Origin of the sequence: Roseovarius sp. (assembly GCF_965228755.1) — a bacterium.
In the GTDB taxonomy this organism is placed as follows: Bacteria; Pseudomonadota; Alphaproteobacteria; order Rhodobacterales; family Rhodobacteraceae; genus Roseovarius.
Window position 1 is genome coordinate 486602 of the sequence record NZ_CBDDIG010000008.1, and the last position, 21982, is coordinate 508583.

A 21982-nucleotide genomic window follows, 5' to 3' on the forward strand; every position below is an offset into this window, starting at 1 on the left:
AGGGTTCTTGACGCGACGGCCGGATGGCGCGGGAGACGCCCGCCCGTTCCGAGGCCAGCGCAAACCCTCGACGGCCGCGATGTGGCCAGACGCAAAGGCCGCAGGGACGCGGCCCAAGAAGGATACCCTTTGCAAGATTTTTCCGAATTCGGCCTGTCGCCGAACATCATCGCCGCGCTGACCCGCGCCGGCATCGACAAACCGACCCCGATCCAGACCAAGGCGATTCCGCCGGCGCTGGAGGGGCATGACATCATGGGGCTGGCGCAGACCGGCACCGGCAAGACGCTGGCCTTCGGCCTGCCGCTGGTGGAGCATCTGCTGGCCAACCCCGGCAAGCCGCTGCCGAAGACGGTGAAGGCGCTCGTTCTGGCGCCGACGCGTGAGCTGGTGAACCAGATCGCCGACAACCTTCGCCCGCTGACCGAAGGCACCAAGCTGCGGGTCTTTACCGTGGTGGGCGGCCAGTCGATCAACAAGCAGATCGCGGCGCTGGGCCGGGGGACGGATATCCTGGTGGCCACGCCGGGCCGTCTGATCGACCTGATGGATCGCGGTTCGGTCGACCTGAGCCAGGCGAAATCGCTGGTGCTGGACGAGGCGGACCAGATGCTCGACATGGGGTTCATCCATGCGCTGCGGAAGATCGCGCCGAAGTTGGGCACGCCGCGGCGGACCATGCTGTTCTCGGCCACCATGCCGAAGCAGATGGAGGAGCTGTCGGGCGCCTACCTGACCAACCCGGTGAAGGTGCAGGTGGCGCCCCCGGGCAAGGCCGCCGACAAGATCACCCAGTCGGTGCATTTCCTCGACAAGGGCGACAAGCCCGGCAAGCTGCGCGAGATCCTGACGATGAACAGCGACGCGCTGACGCTGGTGTTCGCGCGCACGAAGCATGGTGCCGAGAAGCTGATGAAGGGGCTGGTGCGTGACGGGTACAACGCCGCCTCGATCCACGGCAACAAGAGCCAGGGCCAGCGCGACCGCGCCATCAAGGCGTTCCGCGAGGGCACGGTGACGGTTCTGGTGGCGACGGACGTGGCCGCGCGGGGGATCGACATTCCCGACGTGGGCTATGTCATCAACTACGACCTGCCAGAGGTGCCGGACAATTACGTGCACCGGATCGGGCGGACCGCGCGGGCCGGCCGCGAGGGCGAGGCGATTGCCTTCTGCGCGCCGGAGGATGCGGACCTGCTGCACCAGATCCAGCGGCTGATGAAGATCGAGGTGCCGGTGGCCAGCGGCGAGAGCCCGCTGCCGGCCAATGGTGCGCGCGGACCGCGCCGGGGTGGCGGGCAGGGCCGGCGTCGCGGCGGCGGGGGCGGAGGTGGCAACCCGGGTAAGGGAAACCTTTTGGAATCGGCGTGCAGATCGTATATCTGCACGCATCTGAGAACAGGACTGCCAGAGCCATGACCGACAGTGCCCCGATCACCCAGGATGTGCTGACGATCCCCCGGAAGCTTCCGGAGGGGCCGGTGAATATCGTCGGGCTGACCCGTGACGGCCTGCGCGAGGCGCTGATTGCCAATGGCACGCCCGAGAAGCAGGCCAAGATGCGGGTCAACCAGATCTGGCAGTGGGTCTACTGGTGGGGCGTGCGCGATTTCGAGGCGATGACGAACCTGTCGAAGGCGTATCGCGCGCAACTGGCCGAGAAGTTCGTCATCGAGATTCCCGAGATGGTGAGCAAGCAGGTGAGTGCCGACGGGACGCGCAAGTATCTCGCCCGGATCGCCGGCGGTCACGAGGTCGAGGTGGTGTATATCCCCGAGACCGACCGGGGCACGCTGTGCATTTCCTCTCAGGTGGGGTGCACGCTGACCTGTTCCTTCTGTCACACCGGCACGCAGAAGCTGGTGCGGAACCTGACCGCCGGGGAAATCGTGGGCCAGGTGATGATGGCGCGCGACGACCTGGGCGAGTGGCCCAAGCCCGGCGAGGGCGCGGGGGAGAAGCCGCGCCTGCTGTCGAATATCGTGCTGATGGGGATGGGCGAGCCGCTTTACAATTTCGACAACGTGCGGGACGCGATGAAGATCGCCATGGATGGCGAGGGGATTTCCCTGAGCCGCCGGCGGATCACGTTGTCGACCTCCGGCGTGGTGCCGGAGATTGCCAAGACGGCCGAGGAGATCGGCTGCATGCTGGCGGTCAGTTTCCACGCCACCACCGACGAGGTGCGCGACAAGCTGGTGCCGATCAACAAAAAGTGGAACATCGCCACGCTGCTGGAGGCGCTGCGGGAGTATCCCAAGGCGTCGAATTCCGAGCGGATCACGTTCGAGTACGTGATGCTGAAGGACGTGAACGACAGCGACGAGGATGCGCGGCGGCTGGTGCAGCTGATCAAGGGCATTCCGGCGAAGATCAACCTGATCCCGTTCAACGAATGGCCTGGCGCCCCGCACCAGCGGAGCGATTGGGAGCGGATCGAGCGGTTCGCGGATATCGTCTACAAGGCGGGCTATGCCAGCCCGATCCGGACGCCGCGGGGCGAGGATATCATGGCGGCCTGCGGGCAGCTCAAGTCGGCCACCGAACGGCAGCGGAAATCGCGCAAGGCGATCGAGGCCGAGGCGGGGATGGGCTGACGGGGTTCCGTCCCGGCGCGGGCGGAATTTTGGAAAAATTCCGGGGTAGAAAATGTGTATTTTCTACCCCGTTTTCTGTGCAGAAAACGGCGCGGTGGCGCCCGGGATCAGCCCGCCATGCGTTGCAGCACGTCGTCGCGGCGGATGAGGCGGTGCCAGATCACCGCCATGGCGATATGGCCGAGGATCAGCAGCGCGAGCACCCAGCCCATTTCGCCATGCAGTTCGGCGGGGGCCTGCATCCAGGCGATTTCCGCCTCGCGGGGTGGGAAGATCTGTAGCCCGAAATAGGAGAAGCCGCGTTTGCCGCCGGCGGCGGCGAGGAGGCGGGTGAAGGGCACGATGACCATCAGCGCGTAGATCGCGACGTGGCCCGCCACCGCCGCCCGGCCGATGAGGTCGCCGGTATGCTCGGGCCGGCGGGGCAGGTTGGCGAGGCCCCACGCGCCGCGGAGCAGCACCAGCAGGAAGAGCGTTGCGCCGAGGGTGTAATGGTAGCTCCAGAGCAGCTCGCGGGTGGCGTTCTCGCGCGGGAGCGCCCAGTGGGCGGCGGCGGAGAGGAACTGAGCCGCGAAGAGCAGGGCCATGCCCCAGTGCAGGATCCGGGTGATCAGGCCGTAGCGGTGGGGGGTGTCGGTGAGGGGGGGCATGTGCGCTCCGGTTCTTCGTGGAATGGATGGTCTGAAATCGGCAGGGCTGGGCCGGGTTAGATCAGGTAATACGTTGATGCTGAACGGGATTGTCGCGCGTTCACGGAAATGTAACCGGCAGGGCGCCGCAGGGCGCCGAGGATTGGGGCACGGCGCGAGGCACTGCCGGGAAAACGGGCCGGTTTGTGATTGCGTCGGGCCGGGCGGGGCCTAGATTAGCCTCATGGTTTCGCCCGAGAACAGTTTTGCGCCCCTGCCGCAGCCGGAGACCGCCGAGGGCGGCCCGCGCCTGACCGGTGTGGAGATCGAGCTGGGCGGGCTGGACGAGGCGCGCTGTGCCGATCTGTGCGCGCGGCACCTGGGCGGCCGGGCGCGGCAGGTGGACGAGGCGATCTGGCAGGTCGAGGACAGCCGGATCGGGGGGCTGAAGGTCTATCTGGATACCGCGCTGCGCCATGCCGACAAGACCGCGCTGCGCGACGCGGCGCTGAGCCTGGGGCGGGAGGTGATCCCGGTGGAGATCGTGACCGACCCGCTGGACCGCGACGGGCTGATCGCGCTGGACGGGCTGCGCGAGGCGCTCAGGCAGGCCGGGGCGCTGGGCAGCGGGGGCGGGCTGTTCTTTGGCTTCGGGGTGCATCTGAACGTGCAGGTGGCGTCGGACCGGGCGGAGGCTATCGTGCCGCCGCTTCTGGCCTATGCGCTGATCGAGGACTGGCTGCGGATCGCCAACCCGATCGACCAGATGCGCCGGGTGCTGCCGTTTGCGGCGGCCTATCCGCGGCGGCTGGTGCGGCGGCTGATCGCGCTGGGGCGCGGGGCGCGGCTGGGGCACGTGATGGATGCCTATGTGCAGGAGGCGCCGTCGCGGAACTTCGGGCTGGACATGCTGCCGGTCTTCGCATGGATCGACGCGGAGCGGATGGGCTCGGTGCTGACCGGGGCCACCTCGGCGCGGCCGACCTTTCATTTCCGACTGCCGGACTGCCGGATCGACGAGCCGGGCTGGACGCTGGACAGCGAATGGCGGCGCTGGCGGACGGTGGAGCGGGTGGCGGCCGAGGCGGATGTCCTGGCCGAGCTGTCGCAGGGCTGGGAGGCGGCCAATGCGGGCGTGCCGATGCCGCGGGCGTTCTGGGCCGAGCGGTGTGGCGCCATCCTGACGCAGCGGGGGCTGGCGGATGCAGGCGGGGGCCCGGCATGAGCCGGCCGGTGATCGCGGTCACCACCTCGCGCCGGTCGGGCTGGCGGATCTTCCCGCTGGTGGCGCTGAACGTCTGGATCGCCGGGGGCCGGTCGGTGCGCTGGGACGAGGCGGGCGAGGTCGACGTGCCGGCGGTGGACGGGGTGATCATCGGCGGGGGCGACGACATATCGCCCGACCTCTATGGCGGGCAGATCGTGACGTCGGCGCGGCTCGACCCCGAACGGGACGCGATGGAGCGCGGGATCGTCGAGGCCTGCTTCGAGGCGAAGAAGCCGGTGCTGGGGATCTGCCGGGGGAGCCAGATGCTCAACGTGGCGCTGGGCGGAACGCTGCACCAGGATGCCTACCAGGTGTACGAGCGGAGCCGGAAGCACTGGACCGTCCTGCCGCGCAAGACGGTGCGGGTGGAGCGGCACACGCGGCTGGCGTCGATCGCCGGGGAGCACGCGATGCGGGTCAACGCGCTGCACAGCCAGGCGGTGGACGAGCTGGGCCGGGGGATGCGGGTGGCGGCGCGCGATCCGGGCGGCATGATCCAGGCGGTGGAGCGGGTGCGCGACCCGTTCGCGCTGGGGGTGCAGTGGCATCCGGAGCATTTGTTCTATGCGCGGCGGCAGAGGCGGTTGTTCCGCGCGTTGGTGGCCGCCGCGGGGGCGCGACGCGAGCAGGAAGCGCAGTTGCAGCGGGTCGACGAGGTGATGTGAGGCGGGCTGTGCCAACGGGTTGCGGAGGAGTGACATGACCGAGACCGAGCGACACCTTGCGGCGCTGTTGCGCGTCGAGCTGACGGCGGTGCATCAGCAGTTCCTGCACATGCTGGTCCTGCGGGCGCTGGGGGACGAGGCGCATTTGGCCCGCGTGACCGCCATCGACGAGGTGGATTTCGCCAACGCGATGGACATTGCCGCGCTGCTGGTGGGGCGGGGTGTTCCCCTGCGGCTTCCGGCGCATCGGGTCCGGCCGGGGCGGGACGTGCCGTCGGTGCTGCGGGCGGAGCGGGAGATGGAGGAGGCCATGGCGACGGTGCTGGGCGCCGCGCGGGCAGAGGATGACGCGGCGCGGGCCTGCATCGCGCGGGCCGCGGCGCCGAGGTCGGATTACCGGGCATGGCTGGAGGCGCGGCTTGCGGAGGCTGGCGCGCCGGGCCCGGATGTCGAGACGGCGCCGGAGCTGGAACGGGTGCTGGCGCTGCTGACCGCGCTGGTGGAACAGGCGTTGCTGCATGCCTTCCTGTCGCGTGTGAAGGCCGATACGGCCGGGGCGGATAACGCCTGGCGGCTGAGCGGGGCGGCGATGCTCTATGCCACGGCGATCGTGCGGGCCGGGCTGGCGGACGGGCAGGGCGTCGTGCCCGGAGAGGTTCCGGGTGTGGGCATGGCGGAGACACCGGAGGCGGCGTTCGAGGCCGACGTGGACCTGACCCGGCAATGCGCCGAGGCGGCGCGGCGGGCCGCCGGGGTGCAGGCGGGACCGGAGATGGGCCGGCTTTGCATGCGGATTGCCGATGCCTGCGACCGGATCGCCGGGATGGAGCGGAACGGCACCTTTCCGGACGGGTTCGGGCGGGCCCCGATGTTCGACGATTTCGAAGCGACCTGTGCGAGGTTCCTGAGCTGAAAGCCCGGCTCAGGCCGCCGCGAAGATACCCGCGCCCTGCCCCAATTCGGCACGATTGTTGCCACAAGGCGAAATTATCCCGGTTTCAGCAACATTACTGTCCGAGGGAAGGAAACAGATATGGAACCGATGAACCCGAACAAGATCCGCGACCTTGTGATGCGCGAGCGCGCGCTGGCCGTGTCGGAACGCGAATGGCAGCATCGCCTGCGCGGCTACGGCTATGGCATCCGCGACACCGACGAGGGGCGCGTGGTGATCTCGCTGGTGCAGGGCAGCGACCTTTGCGCGCTGGGCGCGGCGGCCTGAGTCAGCCTTCCGCCCCGCCAAGCACGCCGGTGCGCACGCCGTAATCCACGGCCAGCTGGTAATCCGGGTCGTCGTCGCTATCGACGACGAGGTGGCCGGCCTTCTTCAGAAGGCGGTGGCAATCCGGGCTGAGATGGCGGAGCTTGATGCGCTTGCCCGCGGCCTCGTATTTCGCCGCGATGGCTTCGATGGCCTGCAGGGCCGATTGATCGACGACGCGGCTGCGCGCGAAATCGGCGATGACGGCATCGGGGTCGTTCTCGATGTCGAAGAGTTCGGCAAAGCCCGCGGCCGAGCCGAAGAACAGCGGCCCCTGGATTTCATAGACCTTGGCGCCGGTTTCGGTGACCGAGTCACGCGTATGGGCATGGATGCGGGTGGCGTTGTTCCACGCGTAGGCCAGCGCCGAGACGATGACGCCCACGACCACCGCGATGGCGAGGTCGTATTGCACCGTGACGATGGTGACGAGCACGATGACCAGCGCATCGGTCAGGGGGACCTTGCGCAGGATCGTGAAGGAGTTCCAGGCGAAGGTGCCGATCACCACCATGAACATCACGCCGACCAGCGCCGCCAGCGGGATTTGCTCGATCAGCGGCGCGGCGAAGAGGATGAAGACCAGCAGGAAGAGCGCCGCCGCGATGGCGGCGATGCGGGTGCGGCCGCCGGATTTCACGTTGATCATCGACTGGCCGATCATGGCGCAGCCGCCCATGCCGCCGAAGAAGCCGGTGACGGTGTTGGCGACGCCTTGCGCGATGCATTCCTGGCTGGCGCCGCCGCGCTTGCCGGTCATCTCGCCCACGAGGTTGAGGGTGAGCAGGCTTTCGATCAGGCCGATGGCGGCGAGGATCACCGCGTAGGGCAGGATGATTTCCAGCGTCTCGAGGGTGAACGGGACCATCGGGATATGCAGCGAGGGCAGCCCGCCCTGGATCGAGGCGAGATCGCCCACGCGGGGGACGTCGAGGCCGAGGGCGATTACGAGCCCGGCGACGATGGCGATGCCGGCGAGCGGTGCGGGGATCAGGCGGGTGATGCGGGGCATGACCCAGATCAGCGCCATGGTGAGCGCGACGAGGCCGAGCATGGTGTAGAGCGGCATGCCCGAGAGCCACTCTCCGCCCGACATGCCGTGATCGGTTTGCACCATGGTGCCGGGCACCTTGAACTGGCCCAGTTGCGCAAGGAAGATCACGATGGCGAGCCCGTTGACGAAGCCCAGCATCACCGGGTGCGGCACGAGGCGGATGAACTTGCCCCAGCGCAGCACGCCGGCGGTGATCTGCAGGATGCCCATGAGGACAACGGTGGCGAAGAGGTATTCGATCCCGTGCTGGGCGACGAGCGAGACCATGACGACGGCCAGCGCGCCGGTGGCGCCCGAGATCATGCCGGGGCGGCCGCCGATCAGCGCCGTGATCAGGCCCACGAGGAAGGCCGCGTAGAGGCCGACGAGCGGGTGGACGCCCGCCACGAAGGCGAAGGCCACCGCCTCGGGCACCAGCGCCAGCGCGACGGTGAGGCCCGACAGGAGCTCGATCCGGAGGCGGGCGGGGGTGAGCGGTTCCTGCGGGTCGGGGCGCAGGTGGGGGATGGCAAGACGGCTGGCTACGGCGGCCTTGAGGTCGCGTGTCACGGGGCGGTTCTCTCTGAGATTTTTCGTTCGCGTTGCGGGGCTGATACTGCAGCGCAGCATCGGACGCCACCCCCCTGGCGGGAAAGGTGCCTTGTGGTGGCTGCATGGATACACCGGGCGGCTTTCCATTCGGGGCGGCGCGGGGCAAAGTGCGGGAAACTCAGGCAGGGAGCGCGACATGACGGAGACGATGATCGGGGTGATCGGCGGATCGGGGCTGTACCAGTTCGACGGGCTGGAGGGCGCCGAGTGGGTGAGCGTCGAGAGCCCGTGGGGCGCGCCGTCGGACGAGGTTCTGTGCGGCCGGGTGGGGGGCGTGAAGATGGCGTTCCTGCCGCGGCACGGGCGGGGGCATGTGCATTCGCCAAGCACGGTGCCCTATCGGGCCAATATCGATGCGTTGAAGCGGCTGGGGGTGACGGATGTGATTTCCGTTTCCGCCTGCGGGTCGTTCCGCGAGGAGATGGCGCCGGGGGATTTCGTGATCGTCGACCAGTTCATCGACCGGACCTTTGCGCGGGAAAAGAGCTTTTTCGGGACGGGTTGCGTGGGGCATGTGAGCCTGGCGCATCCGACCTGTCCGCGGCTGGGCGAGGCGTGCGAGGCAGCCGCCCGGTCGGCGGGGATCACGGTGCACCGGGGCGGGACATACCTGGCGATGGAGGGGCCGCAGTTCTCGACGCTGGCGGAATCGAAGATGTATCGCGAGGTGTGGGGCTGTGACGTGATCGGGATGACCAACATGCCGGAGGCCAAATTGGCGCGGGAGGCGGAGCTTTGTTATGCCTCGGTGGCGATGGTGACGGATTACGACAGCTGGCATCCGCATCACGGCGAGGTGGATATCTCGGCGATCATCGCGACGTTGCAGGGCAATGCCGACAAGGCGCGGGCGATGGTGAAGGGCCTGCCGGGGTTGCTGGGGGCGAAGCGGGAGGCCTGCCCGCACGGGTGCGACCGGGCGCTGGAGTTCGCGATCTTGACGGCGCCGGAGGCAAGGGATCCGGACCTGGTGGCGATGCTGGATGCGGTTGCGGGGCGGGTTTTGTCTTCGCGGTGAGGGCGCTCGCCCGGCACCGCGCCAGGGCGCGGCTTGTTCCGGGCGGGGATGGTGCCGGGCGTTGACGTGGGGGCGGGTTCGGGGTTGGGTATCTCGGGAGAGGTGCCGGGCTGAAGCCCGGCCTAAGGATTGAGAGGGGAGAGTTCCATGCCATTCGATCTCTGGCTGGCCTTTGCGGCCGCGTCGACCGCGCTTTTGCTGATCCCGGGGCCGACCGTGCTTCTGGTGCTGAGCTATGCGCTGAGCCAGGGCAAGCGTGTTGCCGTGGCGAGTGCGACCGGCGTGGCGCTGGGCGACCTGGTGGCGATGAGCGCCTCGCTGATGGGGCTGGGGGCGCTGGTGCTGGCGTCGGCGACGCTGTTCACCGTGCTGAAATGGGCGGGGGCGGTGTACCTGGTCTGGCTGGGGATCAAGCTGTTGCGGAGCGCGCCGGCGGGCGGGCTCGAGGAGGTGCGCGGTGCGCAGGTCAACGGGCGCGGGGTGTTCTGGCACGCGGCGGCGGTGACGGCGCTGAACCCCAAGTCGATCGCGTTTTTCATCGCCTTTGTCCCGCAGTTCGTGACCGTGGGTGAGCCGCTGGCGCCGCAATTCGCCATCCTGATCGCGACCTTCGTGGGGCTGGCGACGGTGAATGCGCTGGCCTATGCGCTGCTGGCCGACAGGCTGCGGCAGACGATCCGGAAACCCGGCGTGATCACCTGGCTGACGCGCGGGGGCGGCGTGGCGCTGATCGGCATGGGAGTGATGACCGCGACCCTGCGCCGGAGCGCATGAGCGGCCATTCCGGCAAGGTTCTGATCCTCGGGGCCGATGGGTTCATCGGGCGGCATCTGGCGTTCGGGCTGCGGGCGGCGGGGTGGCAGGTTGTGGCCTCGGCGCGGCGGTGCGGGCGGCTGGCGCGGATGGGGTTCGAGACGCTGGAGGCCGATCTGGCGGCGCCGGAGGCGGCGACGGTGGATTTCTGGCAGGGGCGGCTGGAAGGTGTCACGCATATCGTGAACGCGGCGGGCGTGCTGAGCGCGTCGGAGGGCGTGGCGGAGGCGGTGCATGTGCGGGCGCCGGGGGCGGTTTACGAGGCGATGGGCGATGATGCGCGGGGCGTGCTGATCTCCGCCGTGGGCATCGACGACAGCGAGACGGGGTTTGCGCGGCACAGGCGTGAGGGCGAGGCGGTGGCGCTGGCGCATGGGATCGTTCCGCTGCGCGCCGGGCTGGTGCTGGGGGAGACGTCCTATGGCGGGTCGTCGCTGGCGCGGGGGCTGGCGGCGTTGCCCGTCGTGATGCCGGTGGTGGGGCAGGGCGACCAGCCGTTCAACCCGGTGCATGCGGCGGACCTGACGCGGGCGGTGGCGCATTTGCTGGTGCATCCGGTGGAGGGGGTGCAGGAGATCGGCGGGCCGGAGGTGGTGACGCAGGCGGAGATGTTGCAGGCCTTGCGGCGCTGGCTCGGGCTGTCGGCGGTGCCGGTTCTACGGCTGCCGGTCTGGCTGTGCCGGGGGATGGGGCGGATGGGCGACGCGATGCGGCTTGGGCCGATCTCGCTGACGGCGGTGAGGCAGTTGGAGGCGGGGGTGCTGGCAGAGCCGAGCGCGGCGGTCAGGGATATGCCGGAGGGGCCGCGGGGGTTTTCGGAGTTCTCGGGGGCGAGGCCCGCGGGGACGCAGGATTTGTGGCATGCGCGGCTGTACCTGATGCGGCCGGTGCTGCGGGTGGTGCTGGCGGTACTGTGGCTGGCCTCGGGGGTGATTGGGCTGATCCTGCCGGCGGCGGAGTTCCTGCCGCTGATCGAGGGCAGCGGCGTGACGGATTGGCTGGCCATCGGGTTCGCGCGGCTGGGGGGTGTGGCGGACCTTGCGATTGCAGGCGCGTTGCTGCGGGGGTGGCGGCCGAAGCTGATGGCCGGCGTGCAGGCGGCGATGGTGCTGGGATACACGGTGGCGTTCAGCGTGCTGGCGCCGGTGTTGTGGCTGTTGCCGCTGGGCGGGTTGTTGAAGAACCTGCCGGTGCTGGCGCTGATCGCGGTGGTCTACGTGCTGGAGGAAGAGCGGTGAGCGTCGATCCGTACCTGCTGGCGAAATGGCTGCATATCCTGAGTGCGACGGTGCTGTTCGGCACGGGGATCGGGACAGCGTTCCAGATGGTGTGGGCGATGCGGACGGGGCGGCTGGAGACGATCCACTCGGTCGCGTCGGGGGTGGTGGTGGCGGACTGGCTGTTCACCCTGCCGGCCGGGATCGTGCAGCCGTTGAGCGGGCTGTGGCTGGTGTACCTGGCGGGGTATGGCGCGGGGGAGCCGTGGCTGGTGGTGACCTACGGGCTCTACCTCGTGGCGCTAGCGGCCTGGGTGCCGGTGGTGCGGCTGCAGATCAGGATACGCGACATGGCGGGCGAGGCGCTGCTGCGCGGCGAGCCGTTGCCGGAGGCAGCGCGGCGGGCGTTTCGGGTGTGGTTCGTGCTGGGCTGGCCGGCGTTCATCGCGCTGGTGGGCGTCTTCTGGCTGATGGTGGCCAAGCCCGCGCTGTGGTGAGGGGGCGGGTCAGCCGTTCTTTTCCACGAAGCCGCGGATGAAGGCACGGATTTCGCGGGCGGCGCTGGTGTCCATCTCCTTGCAGAGCTTGATGAATTCATCACGCTCCTGCTTGTCGAGGCGAAGGATCAACTGGCTGTCTTTCTTGCCCGATTTCTTCTTGTCCTTCTTGTCGTCTTTCTTGGTCACGCTGTTTTCGCCCCTGCCATCTTGACTTTCTGCCAATACAATGTATATACATTGCATATGCAACCGAGGCTAACATAGCGGCCAAACGGCGGGAAAGGAACTGAAAAAATGACACTCGATACGGCAAAGTACTATCTCGTGCGCGAACGGATGGACTGGAAACGCCCGCACCTGCGCTGGGTGCCGAACGCGCTTTACACGCTGATCGTCAGGACGCGGAACGTGCGCTGAGACCGCGCGCCCGGCGGGGCGCGCCCGACCCGGCCCTTGCGAACGGGGCCGGGATCGGCGAAACCGGACCACGGAACCGACATCATCCCGGGGGCCGGACATGCCGAAATCCACCAATGTGAAAGACTATATCCGCACGATCGCCGATTTCCCGCACGAGGGGATCATGTTTCGCGATGTGACGACGCTGTTCGCCGATCCGCGCGGGTTCCGCATGGCGGTGGACCAGATGCTGCACCCCTATGCCGGGCTCAGGATCGACAAGGTGGTGGGGCTCGAGGCGCGGGGGTTCATCCTTGGCGGCGCGATGGCGCACCAGCTTTCGGTGGGGTTCGTGCCGATCCGGAAGAAGGGGAAGCTTCCGGGGAAGGTGATCTCGGAGGATTACCAGCTGGAATATGGCGAGGCGGTGGTCGAGGTGCATGACGACGCGATTGCGGCGGGCGAGACGGTCTTGCTGGTGGATGACCTGCTGGCGACGGGCGGCACGGCGGAGGCCGGGATCCGGCTGATCGAGCGGCTGGGGGGCGAGATCGTGGGCTGTGCGTTCATCATCGACCTGCCGGAGCTGGGCGGCCGGGCGCGGCTGGAGAAGCTGGGGATGGATGTGCACGCGCTTTGTGCGTTCGAGGGGGCTTGAGCGGGGGCGCTTGCGGTGCGATGGCCCGGCTTGTGTGTGGCGCTAGGTCCCGGGTCAGGCCCGGGACGGGTTTTCGGGTGACGGCGTAAACGGGGAATTAACCTTGACGCTCTAGTAGGGAACCAGCCGACCCAGGTCGGCCTTGCTTGCGGGCCTTTCCGTAGGATCGTGCCGGTGCCCCGTTCCCTCCCTCCTAGAACGGGGCGCCAATACGCGGGTCAGGGGTGGGGGATCTCGCCGCTCCAGTTCTCGATGATCTCCATCGCTTCCTTCGCCGTCTCGACGAACTGGAAGAGGTCGAGGTCTTCTGCCGAGATGGTGCCGGCCTCCGACAGCGCCTCCCAGTTGATGATGCTGCGCCAGAATTCCTCGCCGAAGAGCAGGAAGGGGACGCGGTTCATGCGGTCGGTCTGGATCAGGGTCAGCGCCTCGAACATCTCGTCGAGCGTGCCGAAGCCGCCGGGGAAGCAGCAGATGGCGCGGGCGCGCATCAGGAAGTGCATCTTGCGGATGGCGAAATAGTGGAAGTTGAAGCAGAGGCCGGGCGTCACGTACTCGTTGGGTGCCTGTTCATGCGGCAGGACGATGTTGAGCCCGATGGACGAGCCGCCCGCGTCGGCCGCGCCGCGGTTGCCGGCCTCCATCACGCCGGGGCCGCCGCCGGTGGCGATGACGAATTCTTTGCCGTAGGACCCCATGGATTTCATCGTCATCAGCCGGGCGAATTCGCGGGCCTCGTCGTAGAAGCGCGAGAGGCCCGCCAGGGTTTCGGTGCGGGCGGTGTCCTTTTTGGCCGGTTCGGGGATGCGGGCGCCGCCGAAGAGGACGACGGTGCTTTCGATGCCGCGCTCGTTGAGGATCATCTCGGGCTTGAGCAGCTCGAGCTGGAGGCGCACCGGGCGCAGTTCGTCGCGGCAGAGGAAGTCGTCATCGGCAAAGGCAAGGCGATAGGCCGGGGCCCGGGTCTGGGGCGTGTCGGGCACCTGTTCGGCGGTGTTGCGGTCGGAATGGGCGTCGCGGAACTGGCTGTAGCGTTCGTCTTGCATGAAGCGTGTCTTCCCTGCTTGGGTCTGGCCTACTAGGGGTATAGGGTTCGCCCGGATTTGACCAGCGGGAGGGACGCGCGATGGACTGGAAAACCGGGATAGAGGCGGCGTGGCATCGGGTGCGCGGCCATGTGCGGCGGACGCCCGTGGTGGAGGCCCGCGGGTTCGGGCTGGGCTATCCGGTGGAGATGAAGCTGGAGCAGGCGCAGCACACCGGGAGTTTCAAGGCGCGCGGGGCGTTCAACACGCTTTTGTCGATGGAGGTGCCGGCGGCCGGGCTGGTGGCGGCGTCGGGCGGCAACCATGGCGCGGCGGTGGCCTATGCCGGGGCGAAGCTGGGCCATCGGGCGCGGATCTACGTGCCGGAGATGGCGGGGCCCGCGAAGATCGGGCTGATCGAGCGGCTGGGGGCCGATTTGCAGGTGGTGCCGGGGGCCTATGCCAACGCGCTGGAGGCGGCGCGGGCCTACGAGGCCGAGACCGGGGCGATGCAGATCCATGCCTATGACGCGGAGGCGACGGTGGCCGGTCAGGGGACCTGCATGGCCGAGTGGGAGGACCAGGGGCTGCAGGCCGACACGGTGCTGATCGCCGTGGGCGGCGGCGGGCTGATCGGCGGGGCGCTGGCGTGGCTTCAGGGGCGGCGCAAGGTGGTGGCGGTGGAGCCCGAAACCTCCTGCGCGCTGCATGACGCGTTGAAGGCCGGCGGGCCGGTCGATGTGGAGGTGTCGGGCGTGGCGGCCAACGCGCTGGGAGCCAGGCGGATCGGGGAGATCTGTTACGGGCTGGCCGAGGCGCAGGGGATCCAGAGCGTATTGGTTGGTGATAGCGCTATCACCGAGGCGCAGACGGCCCTGTGGCAGGAGATGCGGCAGCTGGTGGAACCCGCAGGCGCGACGGCGCTTGCGGCGCTGATGGCGGGGGCCTACGTGCCAGAGCCCGGCGAGCGGGTGGCGGTGCTGCTCTGCGGCGGAAATATCGCGCCTGACCCGCTTTCGGCGGGATGATGCCCATTTCCGGTGTGGTGGAGACTGACGGGGAACGGATGCGCCGGACAGGCGTTTTTAACCCCAGCTTACCGGCGGTGACTCTGCCGGACAGCGCAGTCTTTAACAGCCACAAGGATTCGAGCCATGAAGACGCAAATTCTGACCATGACCCTGATCGGAACAATGGGTGCCGGTGCCGCATTTGCGGAAACCAGCGCCACCGCCGTGACCGACCTGAACCTGCGTGCTGGCCCCGGGCCGCAACAGAACATCGTCGGCGTCATCCCCGCCGAAGGGGCCGTGAACGTCCACGGCTGCCTTGCCGAAAATGCCTGGTGCAAGGTCAGCTTCGACGGCGTCGAGGGCTGGGCCTACGGGGATTACCTGTCGGCCTCGCTTGACGGCGAACAGCTGATGATCGCGCCGAACCGTGACCAGATCGAGGTGACCACGGTGACCTACGAGGACAACAATGCCGACGACGTTGCCGCGGGCGGTGCCGCCGGTGGCCTCATCGGCGCGATTGCTGGCGGCCCGGTGGGCGCCGCGGCCGGCGCTGTTGTCGGTGGCGCGCTTGGCGGGGCCAGCGATCCGGGCGAAGAAACCATCGTCTATGTCCGCGAGAACCCGGTCGAGCCGGTCTATCTCGAAGGTGAAGTCGTGACCGGCGTGCAACTGCCCGTGGCGGTGACGCTGACCACCGTTCCGACGTCGGAATACCGCTATGCCTATGTCAACGGCGTGCCCGTTGTTGTCGACCCGGCCGAGCGGCGCGTGGTCTACATCGTGCGGTAACACCGCACACCCGACAAATGCGAATACCGGCGGGCGCAGCATGGCGCCCGCCGGTTTTTTCGTTCCGGCGAGGGGCCCGTGCCGCGAAAGGCCGGTGCGGCGTCGCATTGCGATCTGACCGGCGCCCCCGTATAGGGCATGGCAGCGAGAACCAGACCTGTCACGGAGACGCCCGATGTCGAACGCCCAACTTGAACAAGCCATCGAAGCCGCGTGGGATTCACGCGACAGCATCACCCCCTCGACCGGCGGCGAGACGCGCGAGGCGATCGAGGACACGCTCAACGCGCTGGACAGCGGCAAGCTGCGCGTGGCCGAGCGGCAGGATGACGGCGAATGGCGCGTCAACCAGTGGGCCAAGAAGGCCGTTCTGCTGGGCTTCCGCATCAAGGACATGGAACAGCATGACAACGGCCCGCAAGGCGGCGGCTGGTGGGACAAGGTCGACAGCAAGTTCAAGGGCTGGGGCGACAACCAGTGGAAGGCCGCCGGGTTCCGGGCGGTGCCGAACTGCATCGTGCGCAAGTCGGCCTATATCGCGCCGGGCGTGGTGCTGATGCCGTCCTTCGTGAACCTCGGCGCCTATGTCGACGAGGGGACGATGGTGGATACCTGGGCCACCGTGGGCTCCTGTGCGCAGATCGGCAAGGGCGTGCACCTGTCGGGCGGCGTGGGGATCGGCGGCGTGCTGGAGCCGATGCAGGCCGGCCCGACGATCATCGAGGACAACTGCTTCATCGGGGCGCGGTCGGAGGTGGTCGAGGGCTGTATCGTGCGCGAGGGCTCGGTGCTCGGCATGGGGGTCTATATCGGCCAGTCCACCAAGATCGTCGACCGGGAGACCGGCGAGGTCTTCATGGGCGAGGTGCCGCCCTATTCGGTGGTGGTGTCGGGCTCGATGCCGACGAAGAACAACCTCAACCTCTATTGCGCGGTGATCGTGAAGCGGGTGGACGAGCGGACCCGCTCGAAGACCGGGATCAACGAGCTGCTGCGGGATTGAGACCCATACCCACATGACGCGCATCTTTCGCCGTGGGCAGGCGGTGGCCGATCTGGTCGCACTGCTGCATCCGGTCGACGGGCCGCTGGCCGTGGCGATGTTCGGGGTGGGGGGTGTGTCCGCGACGCGGCTGCGGGACTGGTTCGAGGGGATGGCGCGCGATCCGTTCGGGCTTGACCCTTTCGACGGGATTACCGCCCTCCCGGCGCGCATCCTGCGGGAGGGTGGGACGGAGGGCGGGCCTGCCCTTCCCGTGTTTGCGATGAACCTTGCCGCCTCGCTTGCCGCAGGGCGGGACGAGGTGGGGCTGGCGGATCTTTGGCCAACGGTTTCCGGGGAGGTTGCCCTTCAGCCGCGTCCGGTTCGTGCGGCCTTGTTCAACGGCATGCGCGAAGCTGTGGCGGGGCTTGGGCCGGCACATCCGTCGATTTCGGAGGCGGAGTGCCTGTCGCGATCGCGGGCGGAGGTCTGCGCGGCGTTGTGCGCCCTGGCCCGCGCCGCTGGTCCTGAAGAGCGCCGGGCCGTGGCGATGGCGGATTACGGCAATGGCTGGGAACAGCACCTGTCGCGGTTGAACGACGTGATCGACGCGCGGGCCTGTGTCATCGCGGAACAGGACGGCGGCTGGTTCCCGCTGGAAACGGTGCAGCTCAAGTCACACTGTCCGGGTGAGCCGGGACATGTTCCGGCGCTGGCGGTTCTTCTGGTGACGTCCATTCACAACGGAGACCAGTTTGGCGACATCGCGTTCCGGTGGGGATGCCAGGCGGCCGAATGGCGGGCTCTGCCAGAGGTGGAGCGCCGCGCCCTGATGGACGGGGTACGACATGTCTATGAAAGCCTGCCCGATTGGGAGCCCGACGCTGGCCTTGACACGGCCTCGGTGATTGATGCGCCGGAGCCGGCCTAGCCCGTCGGCATGACATGGACTTCTCGCACTTCGGTGCGGGGGTCTTGCGTGAGCGCGAAGATGACCGCCCCGGCAATATCCTCGGGCTTGAGCTTGTCGGGTTTGGCCTCGTCGAAGAAGGGCGTGTCGACCATGCCGGGCGAGATCAGGGTGCAGCGCCCGCCCCAGTCGCGCATTTCCTCGGACATGTTGCCGGCATAGCCGTGGACGAACCACTTGGAGGCCGAGTAGATCGAGCCCTTGATGTGGTTGCGGCCGGCGGCGGAGCCGGTGAGGAGGAGGTGGCCGCGCGTCTTGCGCAGTTCCGGCAGGGCGGCACGGGCGGTGTAGAGCACGCCCATCACGTTGAGATCAATGAGCTTGCGCCATTCCTCGGGGTCGCCGCCCTCGGTGCCCGGTTTGTCGAGCCCGGTGCCGGCATTGGCGAAGGCCGCGTCAAGGGTGCCGAAGCGGTCGACGGTGCGGCGCACGGCGTCTTGTTGCGCGGCGAGGTCGGTGGCGTCGCCGGGGAGGGCGAGGGCGGCCTCGCCCAGTTCGGCGGTGAGGGTGTCGAGCTTGTCGGCGGAGCGGGCCATGAGGCCCACGTTCCAGCCCGCCTTGACGGCGGCGCGGGCGGTGGCGGCGCCGATACCGGTGGAGGCGCCGGTGATGAAGAGGGTCTTGGGCATGGGGGGCTCCCGTTCGGTCTGCGTTGGGGCGGGAGGTGTGGCGTTGTGCGCGGTTGGCAAGGGGGGCGAGATCTTTAAAAGATCTCGATCCGTTTTCTTTCAAACAAAACGGTTACTTGGAGCGGCCGGGCTTTTCGCCGACGGGGCCGCCGGCCTTCTTCCAGCCGGAGAAGCCGTCGTCGATATGGCTGACGTTATCCAGCCCCATCTCCTGGGCCGTGCGGGCGGAGAGGGCGGAGCGCCAGCCGGAGGCGCAGTAGAAGACGAAGCGGTTGCCGGTCTGGAACTGGTCCTTGGCGTAGGGCGAGTCGGGGTCGATCCAGAACTCAAGCATGCCGCGCGGGCAGTGGAAGGCGCCGGGGATCATGCCCTCGCGGTCGAGTTCGCGCGGGTCGCGGAGGTCGACGAAGGTGACGCCCTCGGCGCCGTGCTGGTCGAGGTAAGCGGTGGCGGGGGCGTGGTCGACCATGGCGTTCGCCTCGGCGACCATGTCCTTGATGCGTTTCATCGGTGCGGTCCCTTTGCCGTTTCCGGGAAGGTATGGCCCGCGGTCGGGAATGCAAGCGGGATTGACTTGGGGGCCCGCGTGGCGCAGGGCAGGGCGGAACGGAAAGGGTGACGGTCATGTCGGGAAACAGCAAGACGCCGCCGCGCCGGCAGCAGGTGTTCACGCTTCTGGTCGAGGTCGGGCGGAAGGCGGGGGACGGGCTGCCGGAGAAGGCCACGGGTGCGGCGCTGGTGGTCTATGCCAGCGGCGTCGACGAGGCCGAGGCGGTGCGCGAGACGGTGGCGATCCTGAAGCAGGCGGATACCGCGCCGCTGGACGTGTCGGGCTATGGCACGCTGGAGGAGCGGGAGGCCGAAGGCCATGACATCAGCGACGAGGAACGCGCGCTGATGCAGCGGGCGCTGGACGAGAACGCGGTGATCGTGGCGCAGATGACACCGTTCTACGACTAAAGCACCCCGTCTTTAACCTGAGACATATCCGGCAGCCTTGAAGTAGTTCCAGCACTCTTCGGTTGAGTAGAGGTCGCAGATGTCGGCGAGTGCGTTGAACATGTCGGTGAAGCTGCGCGCGCCGATCCGGCGCAGGTGTGCTTTGAGCTTGGAGAATGCCATTTCGATGGGGTTGAGGTCGGGACTGTAGGGCGGCAAGAATAGGAACCAGCATCCTGCCCTGCGCATCGCTTTTTCCGCTTCGGCGTTCTTGTGCGTGGCGAGATTGTCCAGAATGACCACGGTTCCAGGTGAGAGTTCCGGCACCAGCACCTTTTCGACGTAGGCGGTGAAGGCCGCGCCATCCATGGCCCCTTTTATCACCCAGGGTGCGATCATCGCATCGGCGCTCAACCCGGCGATGAAGGTCTGGGTGCCCCATGACCCGAACGGGGCGTCCATGATCAGGCGCTCTCCACATCGCGACCATCCCCGCTGTCTGGCCAGGTTTGTCTTCACGGATGTTTCGTCAATGAAGACAACGCGTTCCGGCTGCGCCATCACGGCCGGAATACGGTGCCTGAACCAGTCTTCGCGCTGCCGCCTTACCTTGGCACGGCGGCGCTCGGTGGCGACCAGTGACTTTTTTTGTATGTGTAGCCGAGCTTGCGAAGGAACTTTCCAATCGCGTTGGGATGCGCGCTGACGCCCGTCGCATCATACAGCGCCGCGCTCAGCTCAGGCATCGTTATATCGCCATCATGCTCGATGATTTCGGCAAAGAAGGACCGATGAGGGTCCAACTTGCCCTTGCCTTTCGGCCGGCCCTGAGGTGCAGCCGCCGCTCGGCCTGTCCGCCGGATCGCAAGCGCCCAGCGGGCTCCAGTGGCTGGCGACAGCTTCAAACGCAACGCCGCCGCGCGACCGCTCAACCCTTCCTCAATATATCGCTGAAACCGCGCCCGGAGCGCCGATGGCAAAGGTGCTGACATGATCCATCCTCCCAAACAGGATGAATCACAAAATCATGCGCGTGGGAATCGCCGCGATTCAGGTTAAAGGCGGAATGCTTTAGGTCTTCACAGATCGACGGTGATCCGGGTGCCCGGCCCCGCCCCGTCGACCGTGAGCGTGGCGCCGAGGGAGTCGGTGAGCGCGGTGACGATGCTGCCGCCGACGCCCGGTACGCGGTCGTGCCCGGTTGTGTCGAGCCGGCCGTCGCCGTGTTCGGCGCGGTCGCGCTGTTCCCTGATGGTGGCGGCGCCGTAGGGCCAGTCGTAGCCCTCGGGAATGCCGTTGCCGTCATCCTGTACGATCAGGCGGACGGTGCCGTCGTCCAGCCGCGTGAAGCGGATATCGACGGCGCCGGTGTCCCGGCCCTCGAAGGCATGTTCGAAGGCGTTGGTCACGAATTCCGACAGCAAGAGGCCAAGCCGGGCGGCGTGATCGACGGGCAGCGAGATGTCGTCGCACTCGACGTTGAGGCGGATCGAGCTGCGCGGCTCGAGGCTGGCGACGACCGAGGCGATGCGGCTGAGATAGGCGCCGGCGGCGAGGTTCGTGTCGGAATCGCCCGTGGCATTGGTGTTGAGCAGCTCGTCGTAGAGAACCGACAGCGCCTCGATCCGCCGGCTGATGGCCTTGAGCGACTCGGCCGTGACCTCGCGCCGGGCCTGGATGCGGATCATGCTGACGATCATGGAAAGGTGGTTCTTCACCCGGTGCTGCAATTCGCGGAGCAGCTGGAGCGACGTGTCCTCGGTGATCGACTGCGCGCCCTTGTCGGGCACGGGGACGCTGCGCTGAAGCCCGAAGAACCCGTTGAGCTGGCCCTGCGGGTCGTGGATCGGGGCGAGGAGAAGCTGGTTGCGGAAGGTGGTGCCGTCGGCCCGGTGGTTGGTGAGGATGACCTCGAATTCCTCTTCGCCGCGCAGGCCCTGGCGAATGCGTTCGACGGCCTCGGGCTCGGTTTCCGGGCCCTGGAGGAACCGGCAGTTCCGGCCGACCGCGTAGTCGCGGCTGTAGAGGGTCAGCGCCTCGAACGCGCTGTTTACATAGGTGATCGGGTTGTCGGGCAGGCGGGGGTCGGTCAAAACCATCGCGAGCGGTGACCGCCGGATTGCCGTCGTTATCATTTGGTCGTCATCGCCGAGCCGTTCCTGATCCATCCGCAATATCCCCTGAGATCGGCCGGACAGTTCACTGTGCACCGGTCAGGCCGACCGACTAATGTTAACGTCTCTAAAGGTTGTGATCTGTACGATATCGTACCAACGCTGCCATGAAATAGTCCATTTTACCCCTCCGGCAACAATGTTGCATAGGCGCCGCGGACCCGGTCGTAGCATTCGCAGCTGGCCTTGCGCAGGCCCTTGTGGTCGGTGACGGCCATGCGACCGTGAGAATAGGTGATCAACCCTTCCTCGCGCAGTTCGGCCGCCACCTTGGACACCGTCGCGCGGCGCACGCCCAGCATGTGCGACAGGAACTCGTGGGTCAGGTTCATGTGCCTGCCATCGGCGCGGTCATGCATGGTCAGCAGCCAGCGGGACAGGCGCTGGCGCGCGTCATGGGCGCCGTTGCAGGCGCCGGAGACCATGACCTGAAACAGCACCGCCTGCACCGTGGCGAAGAGCACGTGGCGGAATGCGTCCTTCTCCAGCAGGCTGACGAACCGTGCGGCGGGCAGCCGCAGCGCCGTGCCGCCGACCTGGATCTCGTTGGCGGTGAGCTGGGCCTCGCGGCCGAGGGTGAGGTTGATGCCGGTGCAGGCCTCGCGCCCGATATTGGCCATCTCGATGGTCGACCCGTCGCCATAGGTCGCGAGCACCGAAATGACGGCGGATTCGGGAAAATAGACGGCCTCGGTTCGTTCCCCCACCTGATGCAACACCGTGCGGGCGTCGAACTCGACCAACTCGCAATGCCCCTGCACCTCCTGACGTGTGGCAGGCGGCAAAGCC

The 21982-nt window shown here is 67.6% G+C and carries 26 protein-coding genes; 17 read left to right on the top strand and 9 right to left on the bottom strand.

Going from position 1 to position 21982, the window contains the following annotated elements:
- The first annotated feature begins 129 nt into the window (after positions 1-129).
- Complete coding sequence (locus ACO07J_RS16185) at positions 130-1419, top strand: DEAD/DEAH box helicase (RefSeq protein ID WP_422030804.1); 1290 nt, start codon at positions 130-132, stop codon at positions 1417-1419.
- Positions 1416-2597 carry a 23S rRNA (adenine(2503)-C(2))-methyltransferase RlmN gene (gene rlmN, locus ACO07J_RS16190; protein ID WP_422030806.1) on the top strand — a complete coding sequence of 394 codons (1182 nt, stop codon included), beginning with the start codon at positions 1416-1418 and terminating at the stop codon, positions 2595-2597. Before ACO07J_RS16185 ends, rlmN begins: the two co-directional genes overlap by 4 nt.
- 107 nt (positions 2598-2704) lie before the next feature.
- Here rlmN and ACO07J_RS16195 read toward each other — a convergent pair whose 3' ends face one another.
- Positions 2705-3247 (bottom strand): cytochrome b, encoded by a 543-nt coding sequence (locus ACO07J_RS16195; protein ID WP_422030808.1) that lies wholly within the window; start codon positions 3245-3247, stop codon positions 2705-2707.
- 223 nt (positions 3248-3470) lie between these two features.
- On the opposite strand from ACO07J_RS16195, the gene ACO07J_RS16200 reads away from it, so the two are divergent.
- From ACO07J_RS16200 to ACO07J_RS16215, 4 genes are all read left to right on the top strand, one after another.
- On the top strand, positions 3471-4451 hold the full coding sequence (locus ACO07J_RS16200; protein ID WP_422030810.1) for an amidoligase family protein: 981 nt from the start codon (positions 3471-3473) through the stop codon (positions 4449-4451).
- Positions 4448-5158, top strand: coding sequence for a gamma-glutamyl-gamma-aminobutyrate hydrolase family protein (locus tag ACO07J_RS16205; protein ID WP_422030812.1), 711 nt, complete (start codon positions 4448-4450; stop codon positions 5156-5158). Before ACO07J_RS16200 ends, ACO07J_RS16205 begins: the two co-directional genes overlap by 4 nt.
- Positions 5159-5192: 34 nt before the next feature.
- The gene (locus tag ACO07J_RS16210; RefSeq protein WP_422030814.1) at positions 5193-6071 is read left to right on the top strand and encodes a hypothetical protein; all 879 of its coding nucleotides are present in this window, start codon (positions 5193-5195) and stop codon (positions 6069-6071) included.
- Positions 6072-6191: 120 nt separating this feature from the next.
- Positions 6192-6380: a hypothetical protein gene (locus ACO07J_RS16215; protein ID WP_422030816.1), complete on the top strand. Its 189-nt coding sequence runs from the start codon at positions 6192-6194 to the stop codon at positions 6378-6380.
- Between the two features lies 1 nt (position 6381).
- Here the strand turns inward: ACO07J_RS16215 and ACO07J_RS16220 are convergent, their stop codons facing one another.
- On the bottom strand, positions 6382-8082 hold the full coding sequence (locus tag ACO07J_RS16220; RefSeq protein ID WP_422030818.1) for a SulP family inorganic anion transporter: 1701 nt from the start codon (positions 8080-8082) through the stop codon (positions 6382-6384).
- A gap of 118 nt (positions 8083-8200) precedes the next feature.
- Here ACO07J_RS16220 and ACO07J_RS16225 point away from each other — a divergent pair, with 118 nt between their 5' ends.
- The 4 genes from ACO07J_RS16225 (at position 8201) to ACO07J_RS16240 (ending at position 11609) form a co-directional block, all read left to right on the top strand.
- On the top strand, positions 8201-9082 hold the full coding sequence (locus tag ACO07J_RS16225; protein ID WP_422030820.1) for an S-methyl-5'-thioadenosine phosphorylase: 882 nt from the start codon (positions 8201-8203) through the stop codon (positions 9080-9082).
- A gap of 147 nt (positions 9083-9229) precedes the next feature.
- Positions 9230-9856: a LysE family translocator gene (locus tag ACO07J_RS16230; protein ID WP_422030822.1), complete on the top strand. Its 627-nt coding sequence runs from the start codon at positions 9230-9232 to the stop codon at positions 9854-9856.
- Positions 9853-11133 (top strand): DoxX-like family protein, encoded by a 1281-nt coding sequence (locus ACO07J_RS16235; protein WP_422030824.1) that lies wholly within the window; start codon positions 9853-9855, stop codon positions 11131-11133. The genes ACO07J_RS16230 and ACO07J_RS16235 overlap by 4 nt, the downstream gene beginning before the upstream one ends.
- Entirely contained in the window at positions 11130-11609 is a 480-nt protein-coding gene (locus tag ACO07J_RS16240; protein ID WP_422030826.1) for a DUF2269 family protein, read from the top strand. Before ACO07J_RS16235 ends, ACO07J_RS16240 begins: the two co-directional genes overlap by 4 nt.
- A 9-nt stretch (positions 11610-11618) precedes the next feature.
- Here ACO07J_RS16240 and ACO07J_RS16245 read toward each other — a convergent pair whose 3' ends face one another.
- Positions 11619-11798, bottom strand: a complete 180-nt coding sequence (locus ACO07J_RS16245) for a hypothetical protein (RefSeq protein ID WP_422030828.1) — start codon at positions 11796-11798, stop codon at positions 11619-11621.
- A gap of 108 nt (positions 11799-11906) precedes the next feature.
- On the opposite strand from ACO07J_RS16245, the gene ACO07J_RS16250 reads away from it, so the two are divergent.
- Together ACO07J_RS16250 and ACO07J_RS16255 are read left to right on the top strand one after the other, a co-directional pair.
- Positions 11907-12029: a hypothetical protein gene (locus ACO07J_RS16250; protein WP_422030830.1), complete on the top strand. Its 123-nt coding sequence runs from the start codon at positions 11907-11909 to the stop codon at positions 12027-12029.
- 100 nt (positions 12030-12129) lie between these two features.
- Entirely contained in the window at positions 12130-12669 is a 540-nt protein-coding gene (locus ACO07J_RS16255; RefSeq protein WP_422030832.1) for an adenine phosphoribosyltransferase, read from the top strand.
- 218 nt (positions 12670-12887) lie between these two features.
- Here the strand turns inward: ACO07J_RS16255 and ACO07J_RS16260 are convergent, their stop codons facing one another.
- Entirely contained in the window at positions 12888-13715 is an 828-nt protein-coding gene (locus ACO07J_RS16260) for a TIGR00730 family Rossman fold protein (RefSeq protein WP_422030834.1), read from the bottom strand.
- 80 nt (positions 13716-13795) lie between these two features.
- On the opposite strand from ACO07J_RS16260, the gene ACO07J_RS16265 reads away from it, so the two are divergent.
- The 4 genes from ACO07J_RS16265 to ACO07J_RS16280 all read left to right on the top strand — a co-directional run bounded on the left by ACO07J_RS16265 (position 13796) and on the right by ACO07J_RS16280 (position 17412).
- Positions 13796-14722 carry a threonine/serine dehydratase gene (locus tag ACO07J_RS16265; RefSeq protein ID WP_422030836.1) on the top strand — a complete coding sequence of 309 codons (927 nt, stop codon included), beginning with the start codon at positions 13796-13798 and terminating at the stop codon, positions 14720-14722.
- A gap of 126 nt (positions 14723-14848) precedes the next feature.
- Positions 14849-15499 (top strand): DUF1236 domain-containing protein, encoded by a 651-nt coding sequence (locus tag ACO07J_RS16270; protein WP_422030838.1) that lies wholly within the window; start codon positions 14849-14851, stop codon positions 15497-15499.
- 175 nt (positions 15500-15674) lie between these two features.
- Positions 15675-16502 carry a 2,3,4,5-tetrahydropyridine-2,6-dicarboxylate N-succinyltransferase gene (gene dapD / locus ACO07J_RS16275; RefSeq protein WP_422030840.1) on the top strand — a complete coding sequence of 276 codons (828 nt, stop codon included), beginning with the start codon at positions 15675-15677 and terminating at the stop codon, positions 16500-16502.
- A gap of 13 nt (positions 16503-16515) precedes the next feature.
- Positions 16516-17412, top strand: coding sequence for a hypothetical protein (locus ACO07J_RS16280; protein WP_422030842.1), 897 nt, complete (start codon positions 16516-16518; stop codon positions 17410-17412).
- Here the strand turns inward: ACO07J_RS16280 and ACO07J_RS16285 are convergent.
- Both ACO07J_RS16285 and ACO07J_RS16290 read right to left on the bottom strand, forming a co-directional pair.
- Complete coding sequence (locus ACO07J_RS16285) at positions 17409-18080, bottom strand: SDR family oxidoreductase (protein WP_422030844.1); 672 nt, start codon at positions 18078-18080, stop codon at positions 17409-17411. The two genes, ACO07J_RS16280 and ACO07J_RS16285, sit on opposite strands and share 4 nt — an antisense overlap.
- Before the next feature lie 112 nt (positions 18081-18192).
- A complete protein-coding gene (locus ACO07J_RS16290; RefSeq protein ID WP_422030846.1) occupies positions 18193-18588 on the bottom strand; it encodes a rhodanese-like domain-containing protein in 396 nt (131 codons plus the stop codon).
- Positions 18589-18704: 116 nt separating this feature from the next.
- Here ACO07J_RS16290 and ACO07J_RS16295 point away from each other — a divergent pair, with 116 nt between their 5' ends.
- On the top strand, positions 18705-19040 hold the full coding sequence (locus ACO07J_RS16295; RefSeq protein WP_422030848.1) for a hypothetical protein: 336 nt from the start codon (positions 18705-18707) through the stop codon (positions 19038-19040).
- A gap of 12 nt (positions 19041-19052) precedes the next feature.
- Here ACO07J_RS16295 and ACO07J_RS16300 read toward each other — a convergent pair.
- The 3 genes from ACO07J_RS16300 to ACO07J_RS16310 all read right to left on the bottom strand — a co-directional run bounded on the left by ACO07J_RS16300 (position 19053) and on the right by ACO07J_RS16310 (position 21978).
- Positions 19053-20011, bottom strand: a protein-coding gene (locus ACO07J_RS16300; protein ID WP_422029650.1) for an IS630 family transposase whose coding sequence is annotated in 2 segments (ribosomal slippage) — positions 19053-19667 and positions 19670-20011 — 957 coding nt in all. Because the reading frame shifts where the segments join, the coding sequence is not laid out codon by codon here.
- 87 nt (positions 20012-20098) lie between these two features.
- Positions 20099-21154: a PAS domain-containing protein gene (locus tag ACO07J_RS16305; RefSeq protein WP_422030850.1), complete on the bottom strand. Its 1056-nt coding sequence runs from the start codon at positions 21152-21154 to the stop codon at positions 20099-20101.
- A 161-nt stretch (positions 21155-21315) separates the two neighbouring features.
- On the bottom strand, positions 21316-21978 hold the full coding sequence (locus tag ACO07J_RS16310; RefSeq protein WP_422030852.1) for a Crp/Fnr family transcriptional regulator: 663 nt from the start codon (positions 21976-21978) through the stop codon (positions 21316-21318).
- Positions 21979-21982 lie beyond the last annotated feature (4 nt).

Excerpts from the sequence above, each read along its gene's own strand:
- rlmN (WP_422030806.1), top strand. The coding sequence starts at position 1,416 with ATGACCGACAGTGCCCCGATCACCCAGGATGTGCTGACGATCCCCCGG.
- ACO07J_RS16195 (WP_422030808.1), bottom strand. The coding sequence starts at position 3,247 with ATGCCCCCCCTCACCGACACCCCCCACCGCTACGGCCTGATCACCCGG.
- ACO07J_RS16200 (WP_422030810.1), top strand. The coding sequence starts at position 3,471 with ATGGTTTCGCCCGAGAACAGTTTTGCGCCCCTGCCGCAGCCGGAGACC.
- ACO07J_RS16205 (WP_422030812.1), top strand. The coding sequence starts at position 4,448 with ATGAGCCGGCCGGTGATCGCGGTCACCACCTCGCGCCGGTCGGGCTGG.
- ACO07J_RS16210 (WP_422030814.1), top strand. The coding sequence starts at position 5,193 with ATGACCGAGACCGAGCGACACCTTGCGGCGCTGTTGCGCGTCGAGCTG.
- ACO07J_RS16215 (WP_422030816.1), top strand. The coding sequence starts at position 6,192 with ATGGAACCGATGAACCCGAACAAGATCCGCGACCTTGTGATGCGCGAG.
- ACO07J_RS16220 (WP_422030818.1), bottom strand. The coding sequence starts at position 8,082 with ATGCTGCGCTGCAGTATCAGCCCCGCAACGCGAACGAAAAATCTCAGA.
- ACO07J_RS16225 (WP_422030820.1), top strand. The coding sequence starts at position 8,201 with ATGACGGAGACGATGATCGGGGTGATCGGCGGATCGGGGCTGTACCAG.
- ACO07J_RS16230 (WP_422030822.1), top strand. The coding sequence starts at position 9,230 with ATGCCATTCGATCTCTGGCTGGCCTTTGCGGCCGCGTCGACCGCGCTT.
- ACO07J_RS16235 (WP_422030824.1), top strand. The coding sequence starts at position 9,853 with ATGAGCGGCCATTCCGGCAAGGTTCTGATCCTCGGGGCCGATGGGTTC.
- ACO07J_RS16250 (WP_422030830.1), top strand. The coding sequence starts at position 11,907 with ATGACACTCGATACGGCAAAGTACTATCTCGTGCGCGAACGGATGGAC.
- ACO07J_RS16255 (WP_422030832.1), top strand. The coding sequence starts at position 12,130 with ATGCCGAAATCCACCAATGTGAAAGACTATATCCGCACGATCGCCGAT.
- ACO07J_RS16260 (WP_422030834.1), bottom strand. The coding sequence starts at position 13,715 with ATGCAAGACGAACGCTACAGCCAGTTCCGCGACGCCCATTCCGACCGC.
- ACO07J_RS16265 (WP_422030836.1), top strand. The coding sequence starts at position 13,796 with ATGGACTGGAAAACCGGGATAGAGGCGGCGTGGCATCGGGTGCGCGGC.
- ACO07J_RS16270 (WP_422030838.1), top strand. The coding sequence starts at position 14,849 with ATGAAGACGCAAATTCTGACCATGACCCTGATCGGAACAATGGGTGCC.
- dapD (WP_422030840.1), top strand. The coding sequence starts at position 15,675 with ATGTCGAACGCCCAACTTGAACAAGCCATCGAAGCCGCGTGGGATTCA.
- ACO07J_RS16280 (WP_422030842.1), top strand. The coding sequence starts at position 16,516 with ATGACGCGCATCTTTCGCCGTGGGCAGGCGGTGGCCGATCTGGTCGCA.
- ACO07J_RS16285 (WP_422030844.1), bottom strand. The coding sequence starts at position 18,080 with ATGCCCAAGACCCTCTTCATCACCGGCGCCTCCACCGGTATCGGCGCC.
- ACO07J_RS16290 (WP_422030846.1), bottom strand. The coding sequence starts at position 18,588 with ATGAAACGCATCAAGGACATGGTCGCCGAGGCGAACGCCATGGTCGAC.
- ACO07J_RS16295 (WP_422030848.1), top strand. The coding sequence starts at position 18,705 with ATGTCGGGAAACAGCAAGACGCCGCCGCGCCGGCAGCAGGTGTTCACG.
- ACO07J_RS16305 (WP_422030850.1), bottom strand. The coding sequence starts at position 21,154 with ATGATAACGACGGCAATCCGGCGGTCACCGCTCGCGATGGTTTTGACC.